14 protein-coding genes are annotated in these 15610 nt (G+C 61.7%); 8 read left to right on the top strand and 6 right to left on the bottom strand.

Annotated features, from left to right (window positions below):
• Positions 1-126 precede the first annotated feature (126 nt).
• A complete protein-coding gene (locus H7688_RS21330) occupies positions 127-1812 on the bottom strand; it encodes an ABC1 kinase family protein (protein ID WP_183363274.1) in 1686 nt (561 codons plus the stop codon).
• Positions 1813-2133: a phasin family protein gene (locus H7688_RS21325; RefSeq protein ID WP_183363273.1), complete on the bottom strand. Its 321-nt coding sequence runs from the start codon at positions 2131-2133 to the stop codon at positions 1813-1815.
• A 155-nt stretch (positions 2134-2288) separates the two neighbouring features.
• Here H7688_RS21325 and H7688_RS21320 point away from each other — a divergent pair, with 155 nt between their 5' ends.
• Together H7688_RS21320 and msrA are read left to right on the top strand one after the other, a co-directional pair.
• Entirely contained in the window at positions 2289-4076 is a 1788-nt protein-coding gene (locus tag H7688_RS21320; protein ID WP_183363272.1) for a GspE/PulE family protein, read from the top strand.
• A gap of 46 nt (positions 4077-4122) precedes the next feature.
• A complete protein-coding gene (gene msrA / locus H7688_RS21315) occupies positions 4123-4656 on the top strand; it encodes a peptide-methionine (S)-S-oxide reductase MsrA (protein WP_183363271.1) in 534 nt (177 codons plus the stop codon).
• Between the two features lie 29 nt (positions 4657-4685).
• Here msrA and H7688_RS21310 read toward each other — a convergent pair whose 3' ends face one another.
• From H7688_RS21310 to H7688_RS21295, 4 genes are all read right to left on the bottom strand, one after another.
• A complete protein-coding gene (locus H7688_RS21310; RefSeq protein WP_183363270.1) occupies positions 4686-5591 on the bottom strand; it encodes a GGDEF domain-containing protein in 906 nt (301 codons plus the stop codon).
• Between the two features lie 149 nt (positions 5592-5740).
• Positions 5741-6433: a CDP-diacylglycerol diphosphatase gene (locus H7688_RS21305; RefSeq protein ID WP_183363269.1), complete on the bottom strand. Its 693-nt coding sequence runs from the start codon at positions 6431-6433 to the stop codon at positions 5741-5743.
• A 142-nt stretch (positions 6434-6575) separates the two neighbouring features.
• Entirely contained in the window at positions 6576-7820 is a 1245-nt protein-coding gene (gene glgC, locus H7688_RS21300) for a glucose-1-phosphate adenylyltransferase (RefSeq protein WP_183363268.1), read from the bottom strand.
• 86 nt (positions 7821-7906) lie between these two features.
• Positions 7907-9106 carry a ChaN family lipoprotein gene (locus tag H7688_RS21295; RefSeq protein WP_246329916.1) on the bottom strand — a complete coding sequence of 400 codons (1200 nt, stop codon included), beginning with the start codon at positions 9104-9106 and terminating at the stop codon, positions 7907-7909.
• Between the two features lie 1025 nt (positions 9107-10131).
• On the opposite strand from H7688_RS21295, the gene leuB reads away from it, so the two are divergent.
• The 6 genes from leuB (at position 10132) to rpsI (ending at position 15442) form a co-directional block, all read left to right on the top strand.
• A complete protein-coding gene (gene leuB, locus H7688_RS21290) occupies positions 10132-11220 on the top strand; it encodes a 3-isopropylmalate dehydrogenase (protein ID WP_183363266.1) in 1089 nt (362 codons plus the stop codon).
• 72 nt (positions 11221-11292) lie between these two features.
• The gene (asd, locus tag H7688_RS21285; protein WP_183363265.1) at positions 11293-12390 is read left to right on the top strand and encodes an aspartate-semialdehyde dehydrogenase; all 1098 of its coding nucleotides are present in this window, start codon (positions 11293-11295) and stop codon (positions 12388-12390) included.
• Between the two features lie 200 nt (positions 12391-12590).
• On the top strand, positions 12591-13610 hold the full coding sequence (locus H7688_RS21280; protein ID WP_183363264.1) for an aspartate-semialdehyde dehydrogenase: 1020 nt from the start codon (positions 12591-12593) through the stop codon (positions 13608-13610).
• 144 nt (positions 13611-13754) lie between these two features.
• Positions 13755-14507, top strand: coding sequence for a tRNA pseudouridine(38-40) synthase TruA (gene truA / locus H7688_RS21275; RefSeq protein ID WP_183363263.1), 753 nt, complete (start codon positions 13755-13757; stop codon positions 14505-14507).
• Between the two features lie 89 nt (positions 14508-14596).
• Positions 14597-15028, top strand: coding sequence for a 50S ribosomal protein L13 (gene rplM, locus H7688_RS21270; protein WP_183363262.1), 432 nt, complete (start codon positions 14597-14599; stop codon positions 15026-15028).
• A gap of 21 nt (positions 15029-15049) precedes the next feature.
• On the top strand, positions 15050-15442 hold the full coding sequence (rpsI, locus tag H7688_RS21265) for a 30S ribosomal protein S9 (RefSeq protein ID WP_183363261.1): 393 nt from the start codon (positions 15050-15052) through the stop codon (positions 15440-15442).
• Positions 15443-15610: the final 168 nt, after the last annotated feature.

The following is a 15610-nucleotide window of genomic DNA, read 5'->3' as shown; positions in this document are numbered from 1 at the left end:
GGGGCGGGAGTTGTCCGGTTTTCCGGGCATCCCGACTGTGTCGTGTGGTGCAAAAGCTACGCAGGGTGTGTTTAAAATGCAACACTGGGGAAGCGGGTTGAGGTCAAGGTTGAGGCTGAAGCCGGCTCAAAGCCGCCCGGAGCGGATGATGGCGATCATCCACCAAAAGCCGATGAGGCCGGCGATCAGGTAGCCGAAGAAGGCGAAAGCGGGGAGCCCGAAAAGCAGCGGTCCGTGGTTGGCGTGCATGGCGATGGAGGATCCGATCAAAAGTGCGGCAAGGATGAGGCTTAAGGAGACCCGGTTTGCCGAGCGGTCCAATTCGCGGGTGAAGCGGTCCAGACCGCGGTGCTCGAGATCGATGCGGAACTTGTTGCGGTTTATCTTGTTGAGCAGCTCGCGGATCTCGCGCGGCAGGTCGCGGGTGAGCGCCAGGTACCCCTCGGCCCCGTCCATGAGCTCCCGCAGAAAGCGTCCCGGCGAGTGCTGCTCCCTGAGGGCGTCCTCCAGAAACGGGCCAAGGTGTGCCACCATGTTGAACTGCGGGTCGAGCTCGCGCCCCATCCCCTCCACGACGACCAGCACCTTGATGAGCATGGTGAGGTCGGGGTGCAGCTTGATGCGGTGCGTGGAGATCAGGTCGACGAACTCCAGGAGCATCTTCCCCACCTCGATTTCCTTGAGGGGGATCTCGAAGTAGCTGTCGATAAAGTCGGAGAGCCCCTTTTTCAGGGAGCGCAGGTTGACCCCTTCGTTCATCTCGTTGAAGTTTACGATGGTGCGGATCAGCCCGTCCACGTCGCGGCGGATCACGGCGCTCAGGACGTCGGTGAGGTAGGTCTTGAGGCTCGGGTCGAGCCGGCCGATCATGCCGAAGTCCAGGAGGCAGATGACGTTTCCCGGCATGATGAGCACGTTGCCCGGGTGGGGGTCGCCGTGGAAGAAGCCGTGGTCCAGCACCATCTTCAAGAAGGCGTCCGCGCCGCGGCTGGCGATCTCGCGCCGGTCCAGCTCGGCCGCCTCGAGCGCAGCCAGGTCGTTCACCTTGATGCCGCGCATGAACTCCATGGTCAAAACAGCCTTGGCAGTCGCCTCCCAGTAGACCTTGGGGAAGGCGAGGGTGGGGTCGGCCTGGAAATTGTCCCGGATCCGCTCGATGGTGTGCCCCTCGCGGGCCAGGTCCATCTCGCGCCTGATGGTGGAGGCGAATTCGCGCACCACCCCGACCGGGTCGTAGATGTCGGCATTGGGGAGGTGGCGCTCCAAAAGCGAGGCGATGTCCATCAGGATGTCGATGTCGGTCTCGACCAGCTCGGTCACCTCGGGGCGGCGCACCTTGACCACCACCTCTTCACCGGTGAGCAGCACGGCACGGTGCACCTGGGCGATGGAGGCCGCGGCGATCGGTTCCTCGTCGAGCTCAAGGAATACCTCGGCGGCCGGCACCCCAAGGGCGGCTTCCAGCTGCTGCCTGATCTCGACGAAGGGGAGGGAAGGGACGCTGTCCTGCAGGCGGGCGAACTCCCGGATGAAGGGGGCGGGGATGATATCCGGGCGGGTCGAGAGGAGCTGCCCCAGCTTGATGAAGGTGGGCCCCAGTTCCTCGAGGGCCAGGCGCAGGCGCTCGGGAGGAGAGAGGTGCGCCGCCTTGCCCCCCGAGCGGCGCAGCATCCTGCGGCTTAAGGCCGCCACGCCGGCCAGGTTCAGATACTCCAACAGGTGGTCCAGGCCGTAACCCGCCAAGACCGCGATGATCTGGCGGTAGCGCCTGATGTTGCGCACGTTGCGGTTGAACTGCATCAGTCTCAGCATTCAGTCCCCGGCCTCTTCATCCGCACTTTCCAGCCGGGCAGCTTCAAGTGCCCGCACCCGGCGCTCCAGGCGCTCGAAGTCTTCGCGGGAGACCATCCCCATGCGCTCCATGACCTGGCGCACCTCGGTCTCCACGATCTCCGAGGTCCGCTGGCTGCCGACCCGAGCCAGGTCCTGGATGCGCTCGATGAAGGCGCGACCCTCTTCCTCGCTCATTTTGTAGCGGGTCTTCAGTTCCTGCATCATCTCCTCGCCCTTCTTCTGGGTGAGCGACGCGGCGCCCAGGGCGGTCAGGGCCGCCTTCTCCAAAAGTTCCAGCATGGTGCACCTCCTCATACGACATCTGATGTCATTGCACGGCCTGGGCTTAATGATATCCTTGTAACTGCCAAAGTCAATGTTGAAGCTCATTGACTTTATTGGGGTTCTAGACGATGCTCCAGGCAAACTACTCATGGGAGGAAATGGGAGCGCCAATGACTAAGCGCAAGGCGGTAACCATTCACAACGTAGGGCAGATCCTGATGCGGCGCGGGCTCATCGACCAGGCCCAGTTAAAGCTCCTCGACGAGCAGGGGGAGGCCCAGGCAGCGCGCCTGCAGGGGGCCCAGCAGGCAGGCTACTCCCGGCGCCTGCAGCAGACTCCGCAGAAGGCCTCACCCGCCGAGGTGATCGCCTCCCTGAACCTGGAGATCCCCGGGTCCGGCGGAAAACTGCTCAACGAGGACGCCATCACCGAGGTGCTCGCCGAAGCCGTCGGGCTCCCCTACCTGAAGATCAACCCCATGAAGCTCGACCTCGAGCTGGTCACCACCCACATCTCGCGCCCCTTTGCCCTCAAGCATCTCATCGTACCGGTCAGCGTCAGCGACGGGCTGCTCACCCTGGCGGTGGCCGACCCCTTCAACGACGAGGTGGTCGAGGAGCTCAGAAGCCTCAAGCGCATGGAGTTCAAGCGGGTGCTCGCCTCCCGCAGCGACATCCTGAAGATCCTGCGCGAGTTCTTCGGCTTCCGGGCTTCGGTGAAGGCGGCCGAACACGAGGTGGGGAACGCGGTCGACCTTGGGAACCTTGAGCAGTTCGTCAGGCTCAAGCTGGGGCACGACATCGAGGGGACCGACCGCAATATCGTCTCGGCGGTCGATTTTCTTTTGCAGTACGCCTTCGACCAGCGGGCGAGCGACATCCACATCGAGCCCAAGCGCGACAAGTCCCTGGTGCGCCTCAGGGTGGACGGCGTTTTGCACAACGTGCACGACGTGCCGCGCCAGCTGCACCCGCCCATGGTGTCGCGCATAAAGATGATGTCGCGCATGGACCTGGCCGAGAAGCGCCGCCCCCAGGACGGCAGGATCAAGACCAGCCACGGCGGCAAGGAGATCGAGCTGCGCGTCTCCACGCTTCCGGTTGCCTTCGGCGAGAAGGTGGTCATCAGGATCTTCGATCCCGACATCCTGATGCAGGAGCTCGACCAGATCGGTTTCTACCCGCGCGAGTTCCAGCTCTACAGCTCCTTCATCAGAAGGCCCAACGGCATCATCCTGGTCACCGGGCCGACCGGCAGCGGTAAGACCACCACGCTCTACTCGTCGCTCAGGGCGCTCTCCTCGCCCGAGGTCAACATCGTCACCGTCGAGGATCCCATCGAGATGGTGATGGAGGAGTTCAACCAGGTGGGGGTGCAAAGCGCGATCGGGGTCACCTTCGACAAGGTCCTGAGAAACATCCTGCGCCAGGACCCGGACATCATCATGATCGGCGAGATCCGCGACCGGGAGACTGCGGAGAACGCGGTACAGGCGGCGCTCACCGGGCACCTGGTGCTCTCCACGCTGCACACCAACGACGCACCCTCGTCGGTGACCCGGCTCATCGACCTGGGGGTGCCGCCGTTTTTGATCACCTCGACGGTGATCGGGATCATCGCGCAGCGCTTGTTGCGCAAGATCTGCCCTTCCTGCAAGAAGGAGCGGGACCTGTCGGCTGACGAGCTGGAGTACCTGGGACTCAGGAGGGCGGCGCGGGTCAATTTCGGGGAAGGGTGCGCCGAGTGCCGCGGCACCGGGTACCGCGGACGGACCGGGATCTTCGAAGTGCTCGAGGTGAACGAGAAGGTGCGTGCGGTGGTCAGCGAGAAACTCGACCTGGGGCAGTTGCAGGAGGTGGCGCGCAAGGACGGCCTGGTGCCGCTGCGCGACATCGCGATACGAAAGATGCTTGAGGGGGTAACCACCTACGAGGAGGTCATCGCGGTGACGGGGTGATAGTCCCGGCTGCCCGATTATTCCCCCCTCCCGACGGGAGATCGTCATGATCCATCCGGACGCAACAACTGAAACTGCTATCTTCGCCGGCGGCTGTTTCTGGTGCATGGAACCGGCGTTCGACAGGATTCCCGGGGTGGTCTCGGTGACCCCGGGCTATACCGGGGGCAACACCCGGGACCCCAGCTATCAGGAGGTCTGCTCCGGCGCTACCGGTCACCTCGAGGCGGTGCGGATCAGCTTCGACCCTCGGCAGGTAAGCTACCGTGAACTCCTCGAGGTCTTCTGGCGCAACATCGACCCCACCACCAAAAACCGCCAGTTCTGCGACTTCGGCACCCAGTACCAGACTGCCATCTTCTACACCAACGAGGACCAGCGCAAGGCTGCCGAGGCTTCCAAGAAGGAACTCGAGCAGTCAAGACCCTGGCCGATCGCCACCCAGTTGCGCTCCGCCAACCTCTTCTACCCCGCCGAGGAATACCACCACCAGTACTACCGGAAAAACCCGCTGAACTACCAGCGCTATCACGAAGGGTGCGGCCGCCGCGGCCGGCTCAAGGAACTCTGGGGAGAATAACTACCGGAGGGATGGGGGAGCGGAGACGCTCAGCCGAAGGTGACCCGGTTGCGTCCGGCCGTCTTGCTAGCGTACATGAGGGAGTCCGCGCGCTGCAGGATGGTTTCGGCAGTGTCACCGGTCTTGGCGAGGGTGGCGCCGATGGAGGCGGTGACCGAGAGCTTGCGGTCGCCGATCATGATGAAGGAGTTCTCGACGAAGGCGCGGATACGCTCGGCGATGATCTGGAAGTCGCGCTGACGGACGTTGTTGAGAATGGCCACGAATTCGTCGCCTCCCCAGCGGGAGATCACGTCCATGCGCCGCAGCAGGTTACTCACCGTCTTGGCCACCATGGCCAGCACTTCGTCCCCGATGGCGTGCCCGAAGTGGTCGTTCACCTCTTTGAAGGTGTCGACGTCGAAAAAGATCACCCCGAAAGGGATGCGGTCGCTCTGCCACTCGTAGATACGCGTCTTCAGGGTTATCTGGCCGTAGCGGCGATTCCCCACCTCGGTCAACGCGTCCAGGCACGCTTCCTTCTTCAGCGCTTCCAGTTCCCGCAACACGTGTAGTGATTGCGAATTGTCGGCGAACACCTCGATCGCCCCAACGACCTCTCCCTGCTTGTCCCTGATCGGCGTGGTGCGTACCGAGACCGGAACCCGGTGCCCCTGCTTGTGGTGCAGGTAGATGTTGCTGACCCGCTCCTGGCCGTCGCGCATGGTGGCGGAAAGCGGGCAGGCACTGAGGCAGAGGTTCTCCCCCTCGTCATCCAGGTGCTGCAGGATGTTGGCCGAACAGCACTTCCCCAGCACCTCGGCCTTCGTGAAGCCGGTGATCCGCTCGGCGCTTTTGTTCCAGAGGTAAATTCCCCGATCGCGGTCGACGCAGTACACCCCGTCGAAGAGCGACTCCAAGATCAGTTCGGGAGATGGAGTTGGCGGAGTTTTCATGGAGTCGGCCTCGTCGGGAGGTTGCAGCGGGTTGCGTTGCCGGTGATTGTCTTACGTTACGGCCTGTTTACACGACTTTTTCATAAATAACAAGTGTGTTCATGAAAGTCGGGAGGGCCGACACCCTTCTTGTGCCCCTCGGCGTAGTCTCAGCGGCAGCGGGGAACGGTGTAGGTCTTCTCCGTGCTTGCCCGGTCCACCACGACCAGGTACCCCCCCTCGCCATCGCTGGCGACCAGCACACCGTAATCGGCATACCCGGCACCTTGGGCGAGGCGGCAGGCGGTACCCCAGACCTCGTCGAGGTCGCGCACCCGGCAGCTGGGGACCTTGGCAAAACGCTGGCGGGCGTCCTTTTGCAGCCGCACCACGTGCACGTGGAGCTGGTCCTGGTCCCGGTTGCCGGCCGGGTTCACCGCCAGTGCGCGCTCGGCATCCACCGGTATCCTGCCCTGGGCGATGGCCCAGGCAAACTTCCAGATGCCGCCGGGACGCTTGGGGTCCTCGACGCCGGTCACCTTCGCGCGCGGCAGCACCAGCCCGTGCACGAACTCCTCGGGGCAGTCGCACATCTTGCGGTCGCGCAACGCCACGAACTCCGCGGTCTCCACCCAGACCTGGGTGGTATCGCGGCAGGCCTTCGCTGCGGCACACGGCGTGAAGTCCAGGGGCGCCCGGCAGGAATTGCAGTAGTCGGCCACGCGGGGATCGAGGCAGGTGTTAAGGATGGTCCACAGGACCTCCCGGTTGCCGGCGAAGGCGGACCCGGGGAGGGCAACCAGCAGCAAAAGCCAGAGGGAAACGGTGAGGAGGCGGCAGGGGAAACGTAGAACGGTCTTCATGGAACTCCTGGGGAGAATCAAAATAGCGGTTCACTGCCCGTATTCCAGGGGGAGGGGTGAGCGTCAAACGGTACGGGGACGCCGGAGCGTCCCCTGCTGCGTTCCCGCACCAGCGTGGGGACGAGTTGCTGCCTCGCGCGGGCTACTTCACGTCGACGTTGGAAACCACCACGATTCCGGACTCGGTGACCCGGTAGCCGCGGCGCCGGTCCTCGTCGTGGTCATAGCCGATCTCGGCGCCGTCGGGGACGGTGATGTTCTTGTCGATGATGGCCCGCTTGATCTTGGCGTGCCGGCCGACGTTCACGTTCTCGAAGAGGATGGAATCCTCCACCAGGCTGAAGCTGTTCACCTTGCAGCGCGGGGCCAGGATGGAACGACGCACCGTGCCGCCACTGGTGATGCAGCCGGCGCAGACGTAGGAATCGACATTCATCCCGCGGCGCTCCTCCTCGTCGAAGACCGTCTTCGCGGGCGGCAGGTTCCCCTGGTTGGTCAGGATCGGCCACTTGTAGTTGTAGAGGTTCAACTGCGGCGAGACGTTGATCAGGTCCATGTTCGCCTCGTAGTAGCTCTCGATGGTCCCCACGTCGCGCCAGTACCCCTTCTCCTCCGCCTTCATCCCCGGGATGATGTTGTCGTTGAAGTTGTAGGCGAACACCTTGTCCTTGTTCTCCAGCATCATGGGGATCACGTGCTTGCCGAAGTCGAGGTCTTCGTAGCGCTTGGCCCCCTCCTGCAGCACCTCGATGAGTTTCCTGGTCGAGAAGATGTAGTTCCCCATGGAGGCGAAGCAGGTGCTGCGCCCCGGGATAGGCTCGGGTTTTTTGGGCTTTTCGGTGAAGGCGGTGACCCGGTAGTCGTCGTCCACCGAGAAGACGCCGAAGCGGGTCGCCTCCTCGGCCGGCACTTCCAAGGCCGCCAGGGTCAGGTCGGCGCGGTTTCTGCGGTGGTAGTCGATCATCTGGCTGATGTCCATCTTGTAGATGTGGTCGCCGCCGAAGATCGCCACGTAGTCGGCATCCGAGGACTCCACGAAGCGCAGGTACTGCAGGATGGCGTCCGCGGTCCCCTTGAACCACGACTCGCTCTCGCTGCTGGTCTCCGGCGAGATGGCGACGTAGAACTCGCCCAGGCCGGTCCACTTGCCCCAGGACTCGCGGATGTGCTTGTTGAGCGAGAAGGCGCGGTACTGGGTGAGGATGTAGACCTTCTTGATCCCCGAGTTGAAAAGGTTGGAGAGCACGAAGTCGATGATCTTGTATTTGCCGCCGAACATGACGCTCGGCTTGGCCCGCCGGGTGGTGAGGGGGCTCAGTCGCTCACCTTTGCCGCCGGCCAGAACCATTGCGATGGTGTTCCTTCCGACATTGCTCATGGAATACATAGCGAGTCTCCTTGAATGAATTGCCAATTTCTACGCATTGCAATGCTGCCAGGTTCTGCCGGTCGTACTGGTACGTCAGCGCTAAGTTAAGGCTTGCCGTGCTTAGGCTTCTCGTTTTTCTGGAACACCACGTCCAGGGTGAGCTGCTTGCCGTCGCGCTCCACGGTAAGGGTGCTTTTCTGCCCCAGTTTTTTCTTCTTCAGCGCGTAGACCAGGTCGATGTTCTCTTTGAGCGGCTCGCCGTCCAGGGCCAGCAAGATGTCCCCCTCCTTCATCCCGGCACGCTCGGCGTTCGAGTTCGGGAGCACGCTCTGCACCCGCATGCCGCGCTGGTCCGGCGTGGACTCGTAGGCGATCCCCAGGCGCACGCTCGGCTCGGGGAGTTCCTCGTAGGCCTGGAAGTTGAGGAAATCGTAGGAGACGTTCGGGTAGCTCGGAAGCTCCACGTCCATGGTCTCCGGCTGTTCACTCCTGGTAATCGCGATCTCGTTGCCGCCGATCGTGACGTAAGAGGTGGGGATGCGGCGGAAAACCCGGCGCGGGATGCCGAAGCCGTGACCGACGTGGTTGCCGCCGGCGATCACCACCAGGTGCCGGTCCTTTCCTTGCGGGCTGGTCAGGAAACGGGCGGCGCTCTCGGCCATGGTCTCGTCCCACAGGGTCTGGGCCCGCACGAAGCCGTCCATCATCATCTTGCCGTGGCTGTGCCCCGCGAAGATACTCTCGGCCATGCCGCGCTGGTACGGGTCACCGAGGTCCATCTCGGGCAGGCGCGCCTTCAACTCGGGGGAAAGCTCCTCGAGCGGCATGTTGCTCACCGCCTGGGCCAAGTCCTTCTCGGCGTTGAGCGCGATGACCGGGATACGGTGCTCCTTGGCGTAGACGAGGAGATCGCGGTAGTAGCCGAAGTCCATCTTCCAGTTTTCGAACCAGTGCGATTCCCTCAGAAAGGCCTTCTCGTCGAGTTCGCCGGCCACCCACCGGTCCAGTACGGGCTGCTGCGAGCGGACGAACATCTCCATCCCCAGCGCCGCCTTGCCCGGGTGGCGCTCTTCCATGGCCTTCAGGACGTCCAGCTCGAGCCGGTGCGAGGCCGGGTTGTCGTGGGTCTCGCCAACGTAGACCACGCGGGCGTCGGCCGCTACCGAAAGCATCTGCTCGGGAGTCACCAGCACGCCGGTGGGGATATGCAAGATGTCGCCCACCTTGGGGGGCGCTGTCAGCGGGTAGGGATTCTGAGGATCACCCATGAAGCGCTTCACCGGAGGATGGCTGCAGCCGGTCATGGAAACAAGAGAAAAAGCCAGAACGAGGGGTAGTACGGAACGCAGGCATTTCATGTGCTCTCCAACCGAATTTGACTTCTATCTTTTGGTATGTGGGAATCAATCTTGGCAATTGTAGCAAAAAATCCGTCATCGGGTACTGCAGCAGGAATCTTTGTGTAGCTGCCCAAGCATCTCAGAGAGAACGAGTGCGCCCAAAGATAGATGCTGTTCACGACGACCCGGTTACTGAAGGTTCAACTTCAGAAGGTCGCGGTACCACAGAGGGATAAAAACTAATCCAGCAGGTTGGTGTTGTCAAGCTGTCGGCTGTGACTCTGGCCTTGATAGAAAAGATCGGAAACTATGGCAGTGCCAGGCCGATCCCACACGAAGAGCCCCTATATTTCCAGTGGCTTGTAGCGACGGGGCGCCCGGGCTGCCGGGGGATTCCGCGAGGCGCACAGCCTGGCTCAGTTTCGTTGGGAAAGCATAGCACACGAATTCATGAAAATAAACTATAAAAATGTTGAGCAGCGACCGTAAGATGCGAACCGTTAGACCGTTTTTGGTAGACGTACATTAGAATGCGAACCGGGATGTTTCGGATAGCGGGGGCAGAGCTGCCAAAACCGGGTATGCCTTGCCTTGAACGTTTTTGGAGCTTCGAAACACAACTATGTAGTCCTGCATTTACTTTTTGGAGCTCAAAAAACAGACATTGAGTCTGTTCTTTTATTGGGGAGTGACCTCGTGCATTTGGTCGTCGAGGAAACATCTTTGGGTTATCTCGTGCAATTATTTCGCTCAATCATTGCAGAAGGCGATCTTGTGTTGCAAAAGAGCGCGTCGTGTGGGGCGTGGACCGGGTGCAGGAGAAACTTCGCCTTCCGTTGTGCAAAAGGTGACAGGCCGGGTGCCCGTTTGCCGTGCTCGTAGGCGGTGTATGGGGGCGTTAAACCTAAGTTTAAGGGGCTTTTTGTGTTGACAATATGTGACCTCACAAATAGAATCCATCCTTCAATACTTACTGGAGGTTTGCGGAAATGGGAAAGGCTTTTAAAGTGGCGGTACTGCCGGGCGACGGCATTGGTCCGGAGGTCATGGCAGAGGCACTCAAGGTGCTGGACGCAGTTGAAAAACGCTACGATGTCACTTTTGAACGCACCCACGCCAACGTCGGCGGAGCGGGGATCGACCTGGAAGGGAAAGCGCTTCCCGAGACCACCGTCAACATCTGCAAGGCTTCCGATGCCATCCTGTTCGGCTCGGTGGGCGGCCCCAAGTGGGAGACCCTGCCGCCGGACGAGCAGCCCGAGCGCGGTGCGCTGCTCCCCTTGAGAAAGATCTTCGGCCTCTACGCCAACCTGCGTCCGGCCATCATCTTCCCGTCCTTGACCGCCGCTTCCTCGCTGAAGGAAGAGGTGATCGCCGGCGGTTTCGACATCCTGGTGATCCGCGAACTGACCGGCGGGATCTACTTCTCGCAGCCCAAGGGGATCGAAGGGGCCGGCCGCGAGCGCGTCGGCGTGGACACCATGCGCTACAGCGTCCCGGAGATCGAGCGCATTGCGCATGTCGCTTTCCAGGCGGCCCGGAAGCGCGGCAAGAAGGTCTGCTCCATCGACAAGGCGAACGTCCTCTCCACCTCGGTGCTCTGGCGCGAGATCGTCATCGGCATCGGCAAGGAATACCCGGACGTCGAGCTCTCCCACATGTACGTGGACAACGCGGCCATGCAGCTGGTAAAGTGGCCCAAGCAGTTCGACGTCATGCTCTGCGAGAACATGTTCGGCGACATCCTCTCCGACGAGGCCGCCATGCTGACCGGCTCGTTGGGGATGCTCCCCTCGGCGTCTCTCGCTGAAGGGACCTTCGGCATGTACGAGCCCTCCGGCGGTTCCGCACCCGACATCGCCGGCCAGGGGATCGCAAACCCGATTGCCCAGATCCTCTCCGCGGGGATGATGCTGCGTTACTCCTTCGGGATGATCGAGGCGGCCGACGCCATCGACAACGCCGTCGCCAAGGTGTTGGACCAGGGGTACCGCACCCGCGACATCTACCAGGACAAGGCGGGCCTGAAGCTGGTGAACACCAAGGAGATCGGTGACGCCATCATCGCCTACCTCTAGTCCTGCACCGGGCCGGGTCTGTACCAGCACTATCTAGAACTGTAATTACATACGTCGAAAAGGAGTTCCCCTATGAAAGTCGGACTTGTCGGTTGGCGTGGCATGGTAGGTTCGGTCCTCATGCAGCGGATGCAGGAGGAGAACGATTTCGCCGGTATTGAGCCGGTATTCTTCACCACCTCGCAGGTGGGGCAGCAAGCTCCCCTGAATGCCGGGACCCTGAAGGACGCCTCGGACATCGCCGAGCTGAAGAAGCTGGATGTGATCATCACCTGCCAGGGCGGCGACTACACCAAGGCGGTGCGTCCGGAACTGGCCAAGGCCGGCTGGCAGGGGTACTGGATCGACGCGGCGAGCACCCTGCGCATGGAGAAGGATGCCGTGATCATCCTCGACCCGGTGAACCGCAACGTGATCGACCAGGCGCTGAAAAACGGGATCAAGGACTACATCGGCGGCAACTGCACCGTGAGCCTCATGCTGATGGGTCTGGGCGGGCTGTTCCGCGCCGGGCTGGTGGAGTGGATCTCCTCCATGACCTACCAGGCTGCCTCGGGTGCCGGCGCTCCCAACATGCGCGAGCTCCTCTGCCAGATGGGTGTCCTGCACGGGTCGGTCTGCGACCACCTGGCGAACCCCTCCTCGGCGATCCTGGAGATCGACCGCAAGGTGACCGCCGAGCTGCGCGGCGACGTGCTGCCCAAGAAAGAGTTCGGGTTTGCCCTCGCCGGCAACGTGCTCCCCTGGATCGACCGTGAAGTCGAGGATGGCCAGAGCCGCGAGGAGTGGAAAGGCTACGCCGAGACCAACAAGATCCTCGGCACCGCAAACCCGATTCCGGTGGACGGCATCTGCGTGCGCGTGGGGGCCATGCGTTGCCACAGCCAGGCGCTGACCATCAAGCTCAACAAGGACGTGCCGATCGGCGAGATCGAGGAGCTCATCAAGAACGACAACCAGTGGGTGAAACTGGTCCCCAACAACAAGGCCGACACCCTGGCGCAGCTTACCCCGGCAGCGATCAGCGGTTCGCTCACCGTGCCGGTGGGGCGCTTGCGCAAGATGAAGATGGGGCCGCAGTACCTTTCGGCCTTCACCTGCGGTGACCAGCTCCTGTGGGGCGCTGCAGAGCCGCTGCGCCGCATGCTGCAGATCTTGAAGGAGCGTTAAACCCTAAACCTCAGCACACGGATGGCGCGGAACCCAGGGCAAAACAGCAGATACCCCTTTTAAGGGCCTGGTCGGCTCCGCTTTCGTGGTTTCCGGCAGTTTCCGCGTGCCGACTTTGTGTGGTAGTAATCAAACGGAGCGCGTCCCCCGGGCAGCACAGCGGGGGGCGCGCTCCCGTTTTTGTCTAAAGGAGAAGTCGCATGAGCAGGAAATACAACGTAGCCATCGTCGGCGCTACCGGCGCAGTCGGTACCCAGATGCTCGAGTGCCTCGAAGAACGCGAGTTCCCGGTTGCCACCCTCAAACTTTTGGCCAGCAAGCGCAGCGCCGGGAAGGTCCTGGAGTTCCAGGGGAAGGCGGTGCCGGTTGAGGAGTTGACCCACGACTCCTTCGAGGGGATCGACATCGCTCTCTTCTCGGCAGGAGGCGCGCGCTCCGAGGAGTTCTGCCCTTCGGCGGCCAAGGCCGGCGCGGTCTGCATCGACAACTCGAGCGCCTGGCGTATGAACCCGGAGGTGCCGCTGGTGGTTCCGGAGGTGAATCCCGAGGCGCTTTCAGGCTACACCAGGAAAGGGATCATCGCCAACCCGAACTGCTCGACCATCCAGATGCTGGTGGCCCTCAAGCCGCTGCACGACTTTGCCACCATCAAGCGCATCGTGGTCTCCACCTACCAGGCGGTTTCCGGTACCGGCAATAAGGCCATCGACGAACTGCGTGTCCAGACCGGCGAGCTTCTGAACGGTCGCCCGGCCAACAGCGAGGTGTATCCGCACCGGATCGCCTTCAACTGCCTGCCGCAGATCGACGCCTTCCTCGAAAACGGCTACACCAAGGAAGAGATGAAGATGGTGAACGAGACCCGGAAGATAATGGGGGATGCCATCAAGACCTCGGCGACCTGTGTCCGGGTGCCGGTATTCTTCGGGCACTCCGAGTCGATCAATATCGAGACTGAGAAGAAGCTCAGCGTCGAAAAGGCACGTGAGCTTCTGGAAGATGCCCCGGGCGTGGAACTGGTGGACGACCCGGCCGAGCACGAGTACCCGATGGCGATGGACGCGGCTGGCGCGGACGCCGTACTGGTTGGACGCCTGCGCGAGGATCTCTCTCTCGAGAACGGCCTCAACCTCTGGGTGGTTGCCGACAACGTCCGCAAGGGTGCCGCGACCAACGCGGTGCAGATCGCCGAACTCTTGATCGAGAAGTACCTGAAGTAGTATTTATGTTGAGGCACAGGCGGCGCTCATTTCTGCCCCCCGGTGGTGATCCCGTTCCCCCGCCCCTTGCGGGTGGGGGAAGCTGCCACATCCTCCACTGTGGGCCGTAAGGATTGTCATCAAGAAAAGGAACCACGGTAGTACATGCGCCACATCAAGCTCACCATAGAATACGAGGGCACCGCCTACGCCGGGTGGCAGGTGCAGCCCAACGGGCTTACCGTCCAGGAGGTCGTGGAGGGAGCGCTCGTGCAGATGCTCGGCACGCCGACCAAGCTGCGCTCCTCGGGGCGCACCGACGCCGGCGTGCATGCGCGCGGCATGGTGGCCTGTTTCACCACCGAAAAGGCGCTGCCGCTGCGGGCCTTCCGCGAGGGGCTCAATACGCTCCTGCCGCCCGATATCGCGGTGCGTGAGGCCTGCGAGGTGTCGCTTGCCTTCAACCCGCGTTCGGATGCCTCTTGCAAGCACTACCGCTACTCGATCCTGCTCGACCCGCTGCGCTCGCCCTTGGCACGCCACATCGCCTGGCGCATCGGGATGCCGCTCGATCTCGACGCCATGCGCTTAGCCGCAGCCCATTTCGTGGGCGAGCACGACTTCAACGCCTTTCGTGCCTCCAACTGCGTGGCCAAGACCACGGTCCGTACCATCTATTCCGTGGAGCTGGTCCAGGACGGTTCCTGGCTGCACATCGACGTGAACGGGAACGGGTTTCTGAAGAACATGGTGCGGGTCATGGTGGGGACGCTGGTGGAAGTGGGGCAGGGGAAAAGGCCGCCCGAAGACATCGCGCGCCTGCTTGTCGAGCGGGACCGCCAGGTTTCCGGACAGACCGCGCCCCCCCACGGGCTCTGTCTCATGCGGGTCTTTTACCACGAGGATCCTTTGTCTTGACATTTTTGTGTTGACATGCGTTCGCGTTTCGATTAGATTTTCAACTTTCCGTAATCCGAGTGCACATTCCAGATAGCTGTGAGGTTTCAATGAAGACGACGCAAGTTGCTAAAAAAGAAGAAGTGACCAGGGACTGGTATCTGGTCGACGTGGACAATAAGGTGCTGGGCCGTGTCGCTACTGAGATTGCCAACGTCCTGCGTGGCAAGAACAAGCCGACCTTCACCCCGAGTGTCGACACTGGCGACTTCGTCGTTGTTGTCAACGCCGCGAAGATCGCGCTGACCGGCAAGAAGATGGCCGACAAGACCTACTACTCGCACTCCTCTTTCCCGGGTGGCCTCAAAGAGGTTACTGCTGGTAAGTTGATCGAGAAGAAGCCGGAAGAACTGCTCAAGAAAGCCGTGAAGGGCATGCTGCCGAAGAACAAGCTGGCCCGTCACATGATGAAGAAGCTGAAGATCTATGCAGGCGACACCCATCCGCACGCCGCCCAGCAGCCGAAAAATCTGAACATCTAATTCGTTCTAGGAGATATACAAATGGCAGCAGCAACCTTTTATGCAACTGGCAAAAGGAAATCCTCGATCGCCCGTGTCTGGATCAAGCCCGGCTCCGGTGTGATCACCGTCAACACCAAGACTCTCGACCAGTACTTCGGTCGCGAAACTTCCAAGATGGTTGTTAAGCAGCCGCTGGAACTGACTGAGAATGTCGGCAAGTTCGACATCTTCGTTACCGTCAAGGGTGGCGGCGATTCCGGCCAGGCTGGCGCCATCAAGCACGGCATCACCAAGGCCCTCATCGAGGCCGATGCCGATCTCCGCGGTACGCTGAAGAAAGCCGGGTTCATCACCCGTGACTCGCGTATCAAAGAAAGAAAGAAATACGGCAAGAAAGCTGCACGCGCAAGCTTCCAGTTCTCCAAGCGTTAATTCGCTGGCGAGGGCGCTGTTTCATTGCAAAGGAGGAACCCGCGAGGGTTCCTCCTTTTGCTGTTTGGACAAGGGGATGTTCAAAGGCAGGTTCTCTGTGCTACGTTCTCCGTTCTACACTCTCTCGAGAGGCTGCGTGCGCATGGTCGGCTTCGCGCCGATAGGTGG

The organism is Geomonas limicola, assembly GCF_014193675.1.
GTDB classification, from domain to species: domain Bacteria; phylum Desulfobacterota; class Desulfuromonadia; order Geobacterales; family Geobacteraceae; genus Geomonas; species Geomonas limicola.
Note: the sequence above shows the minus strand (reverse complement) of the source record. Positions and strands in the feature narration are given on the sequence as shown.

Coding starts and splice junctions, on each gene's coding strand:
- glgC (WP_183363268.1), bottom strand. CDS start 7,820: ATGTATTCCATGAGCAATGTCGGAAGGAACACCATCGCAATGGTTCTG.
- msrA (WP_183363271.1), top strand. CDS start 4,123: ATGATCCATCCGGACGCAACAACTGAAACTGCTATCTTCGCCGGCGGC.
- asd (WP_183363265.1), top strand. CDS start 11,293: ATGAAAGTCGGACTTGTCGGTTGGCGTGGCATGGTAGGTTCGGTCCTC.
- H7688_RS21280 (WP_183363264.1), top strand. CDS start 12,591: ATGAGCAGGAAATACAACGTAGCCATCGTCGGCGCTACCGGCGCAGTC.
- H7688_RS21325 (WP_183363273.1), bottom strand. CDS start 2,133: ATGCTGGAACTTTTGGAGAAGGCGGCCCTGACCGCCCTGGGCGCCGCG.
- H7688_RS21320 (WP_183363272.1), top strand. CDS start 2,289: ATGACTAAGCGCAAGGCGGTAACCATTCACAACGTAGGGCAGATCCTG.
- H7688_RS21310 (WP_183363270.1), bottom strand. CDS start 5,591: ATGAAAACTCCGCCAACTCCATCTCCCGAACTGATCTTGGAGTCGCTC.
- H7688_RS21305 (WP_183363269.1), bottom strand. CDS start 6,433: ATGAAGACCGTTCTACGTTTCCCCTGCCGCCTCCTCACCGTTTCCCTC.
- H7688_RS21330 (WP_183363274.1), bottom strand. CDS start 1,812: ATGCTGAGACTGATGCAGTTCAACCGCAACGTGCGCAACATCAGGCGC.
- truA (WP_183363263.1), top strand. CDS start 13,755: ATGCGCCACATCAAGCTCACCATAGAATACGAGGGCACCGCCTACGCC.
- leuB (WP_183363266.1), top strand. CDS start 10,132: ATGGGAAAGGCTTTTAAAGTGGCGGTACTGCCGGGCGACGGCATTGGT.
- rpsI (WP_183363261.1), top strand. CDS start 15,050: ATGGCAGCAGCAACCTTTTATGCAACTGGCAAAAGGAAATCCTCGATC.
- rplM (WP_183363262.1), top strand. CDS start 14,597: ATGAAGACGACGCAAGTTGCTAAAAAAGAAGAAGTGACCAGGGACTGG.
- H7688_RS21295 (WP_246329916.1), bottom strand. CDS start 9,106: ATGACCGGCTGCAGCCATCCTCCGGTGAAGCGCTTCATGGGTGATCCT.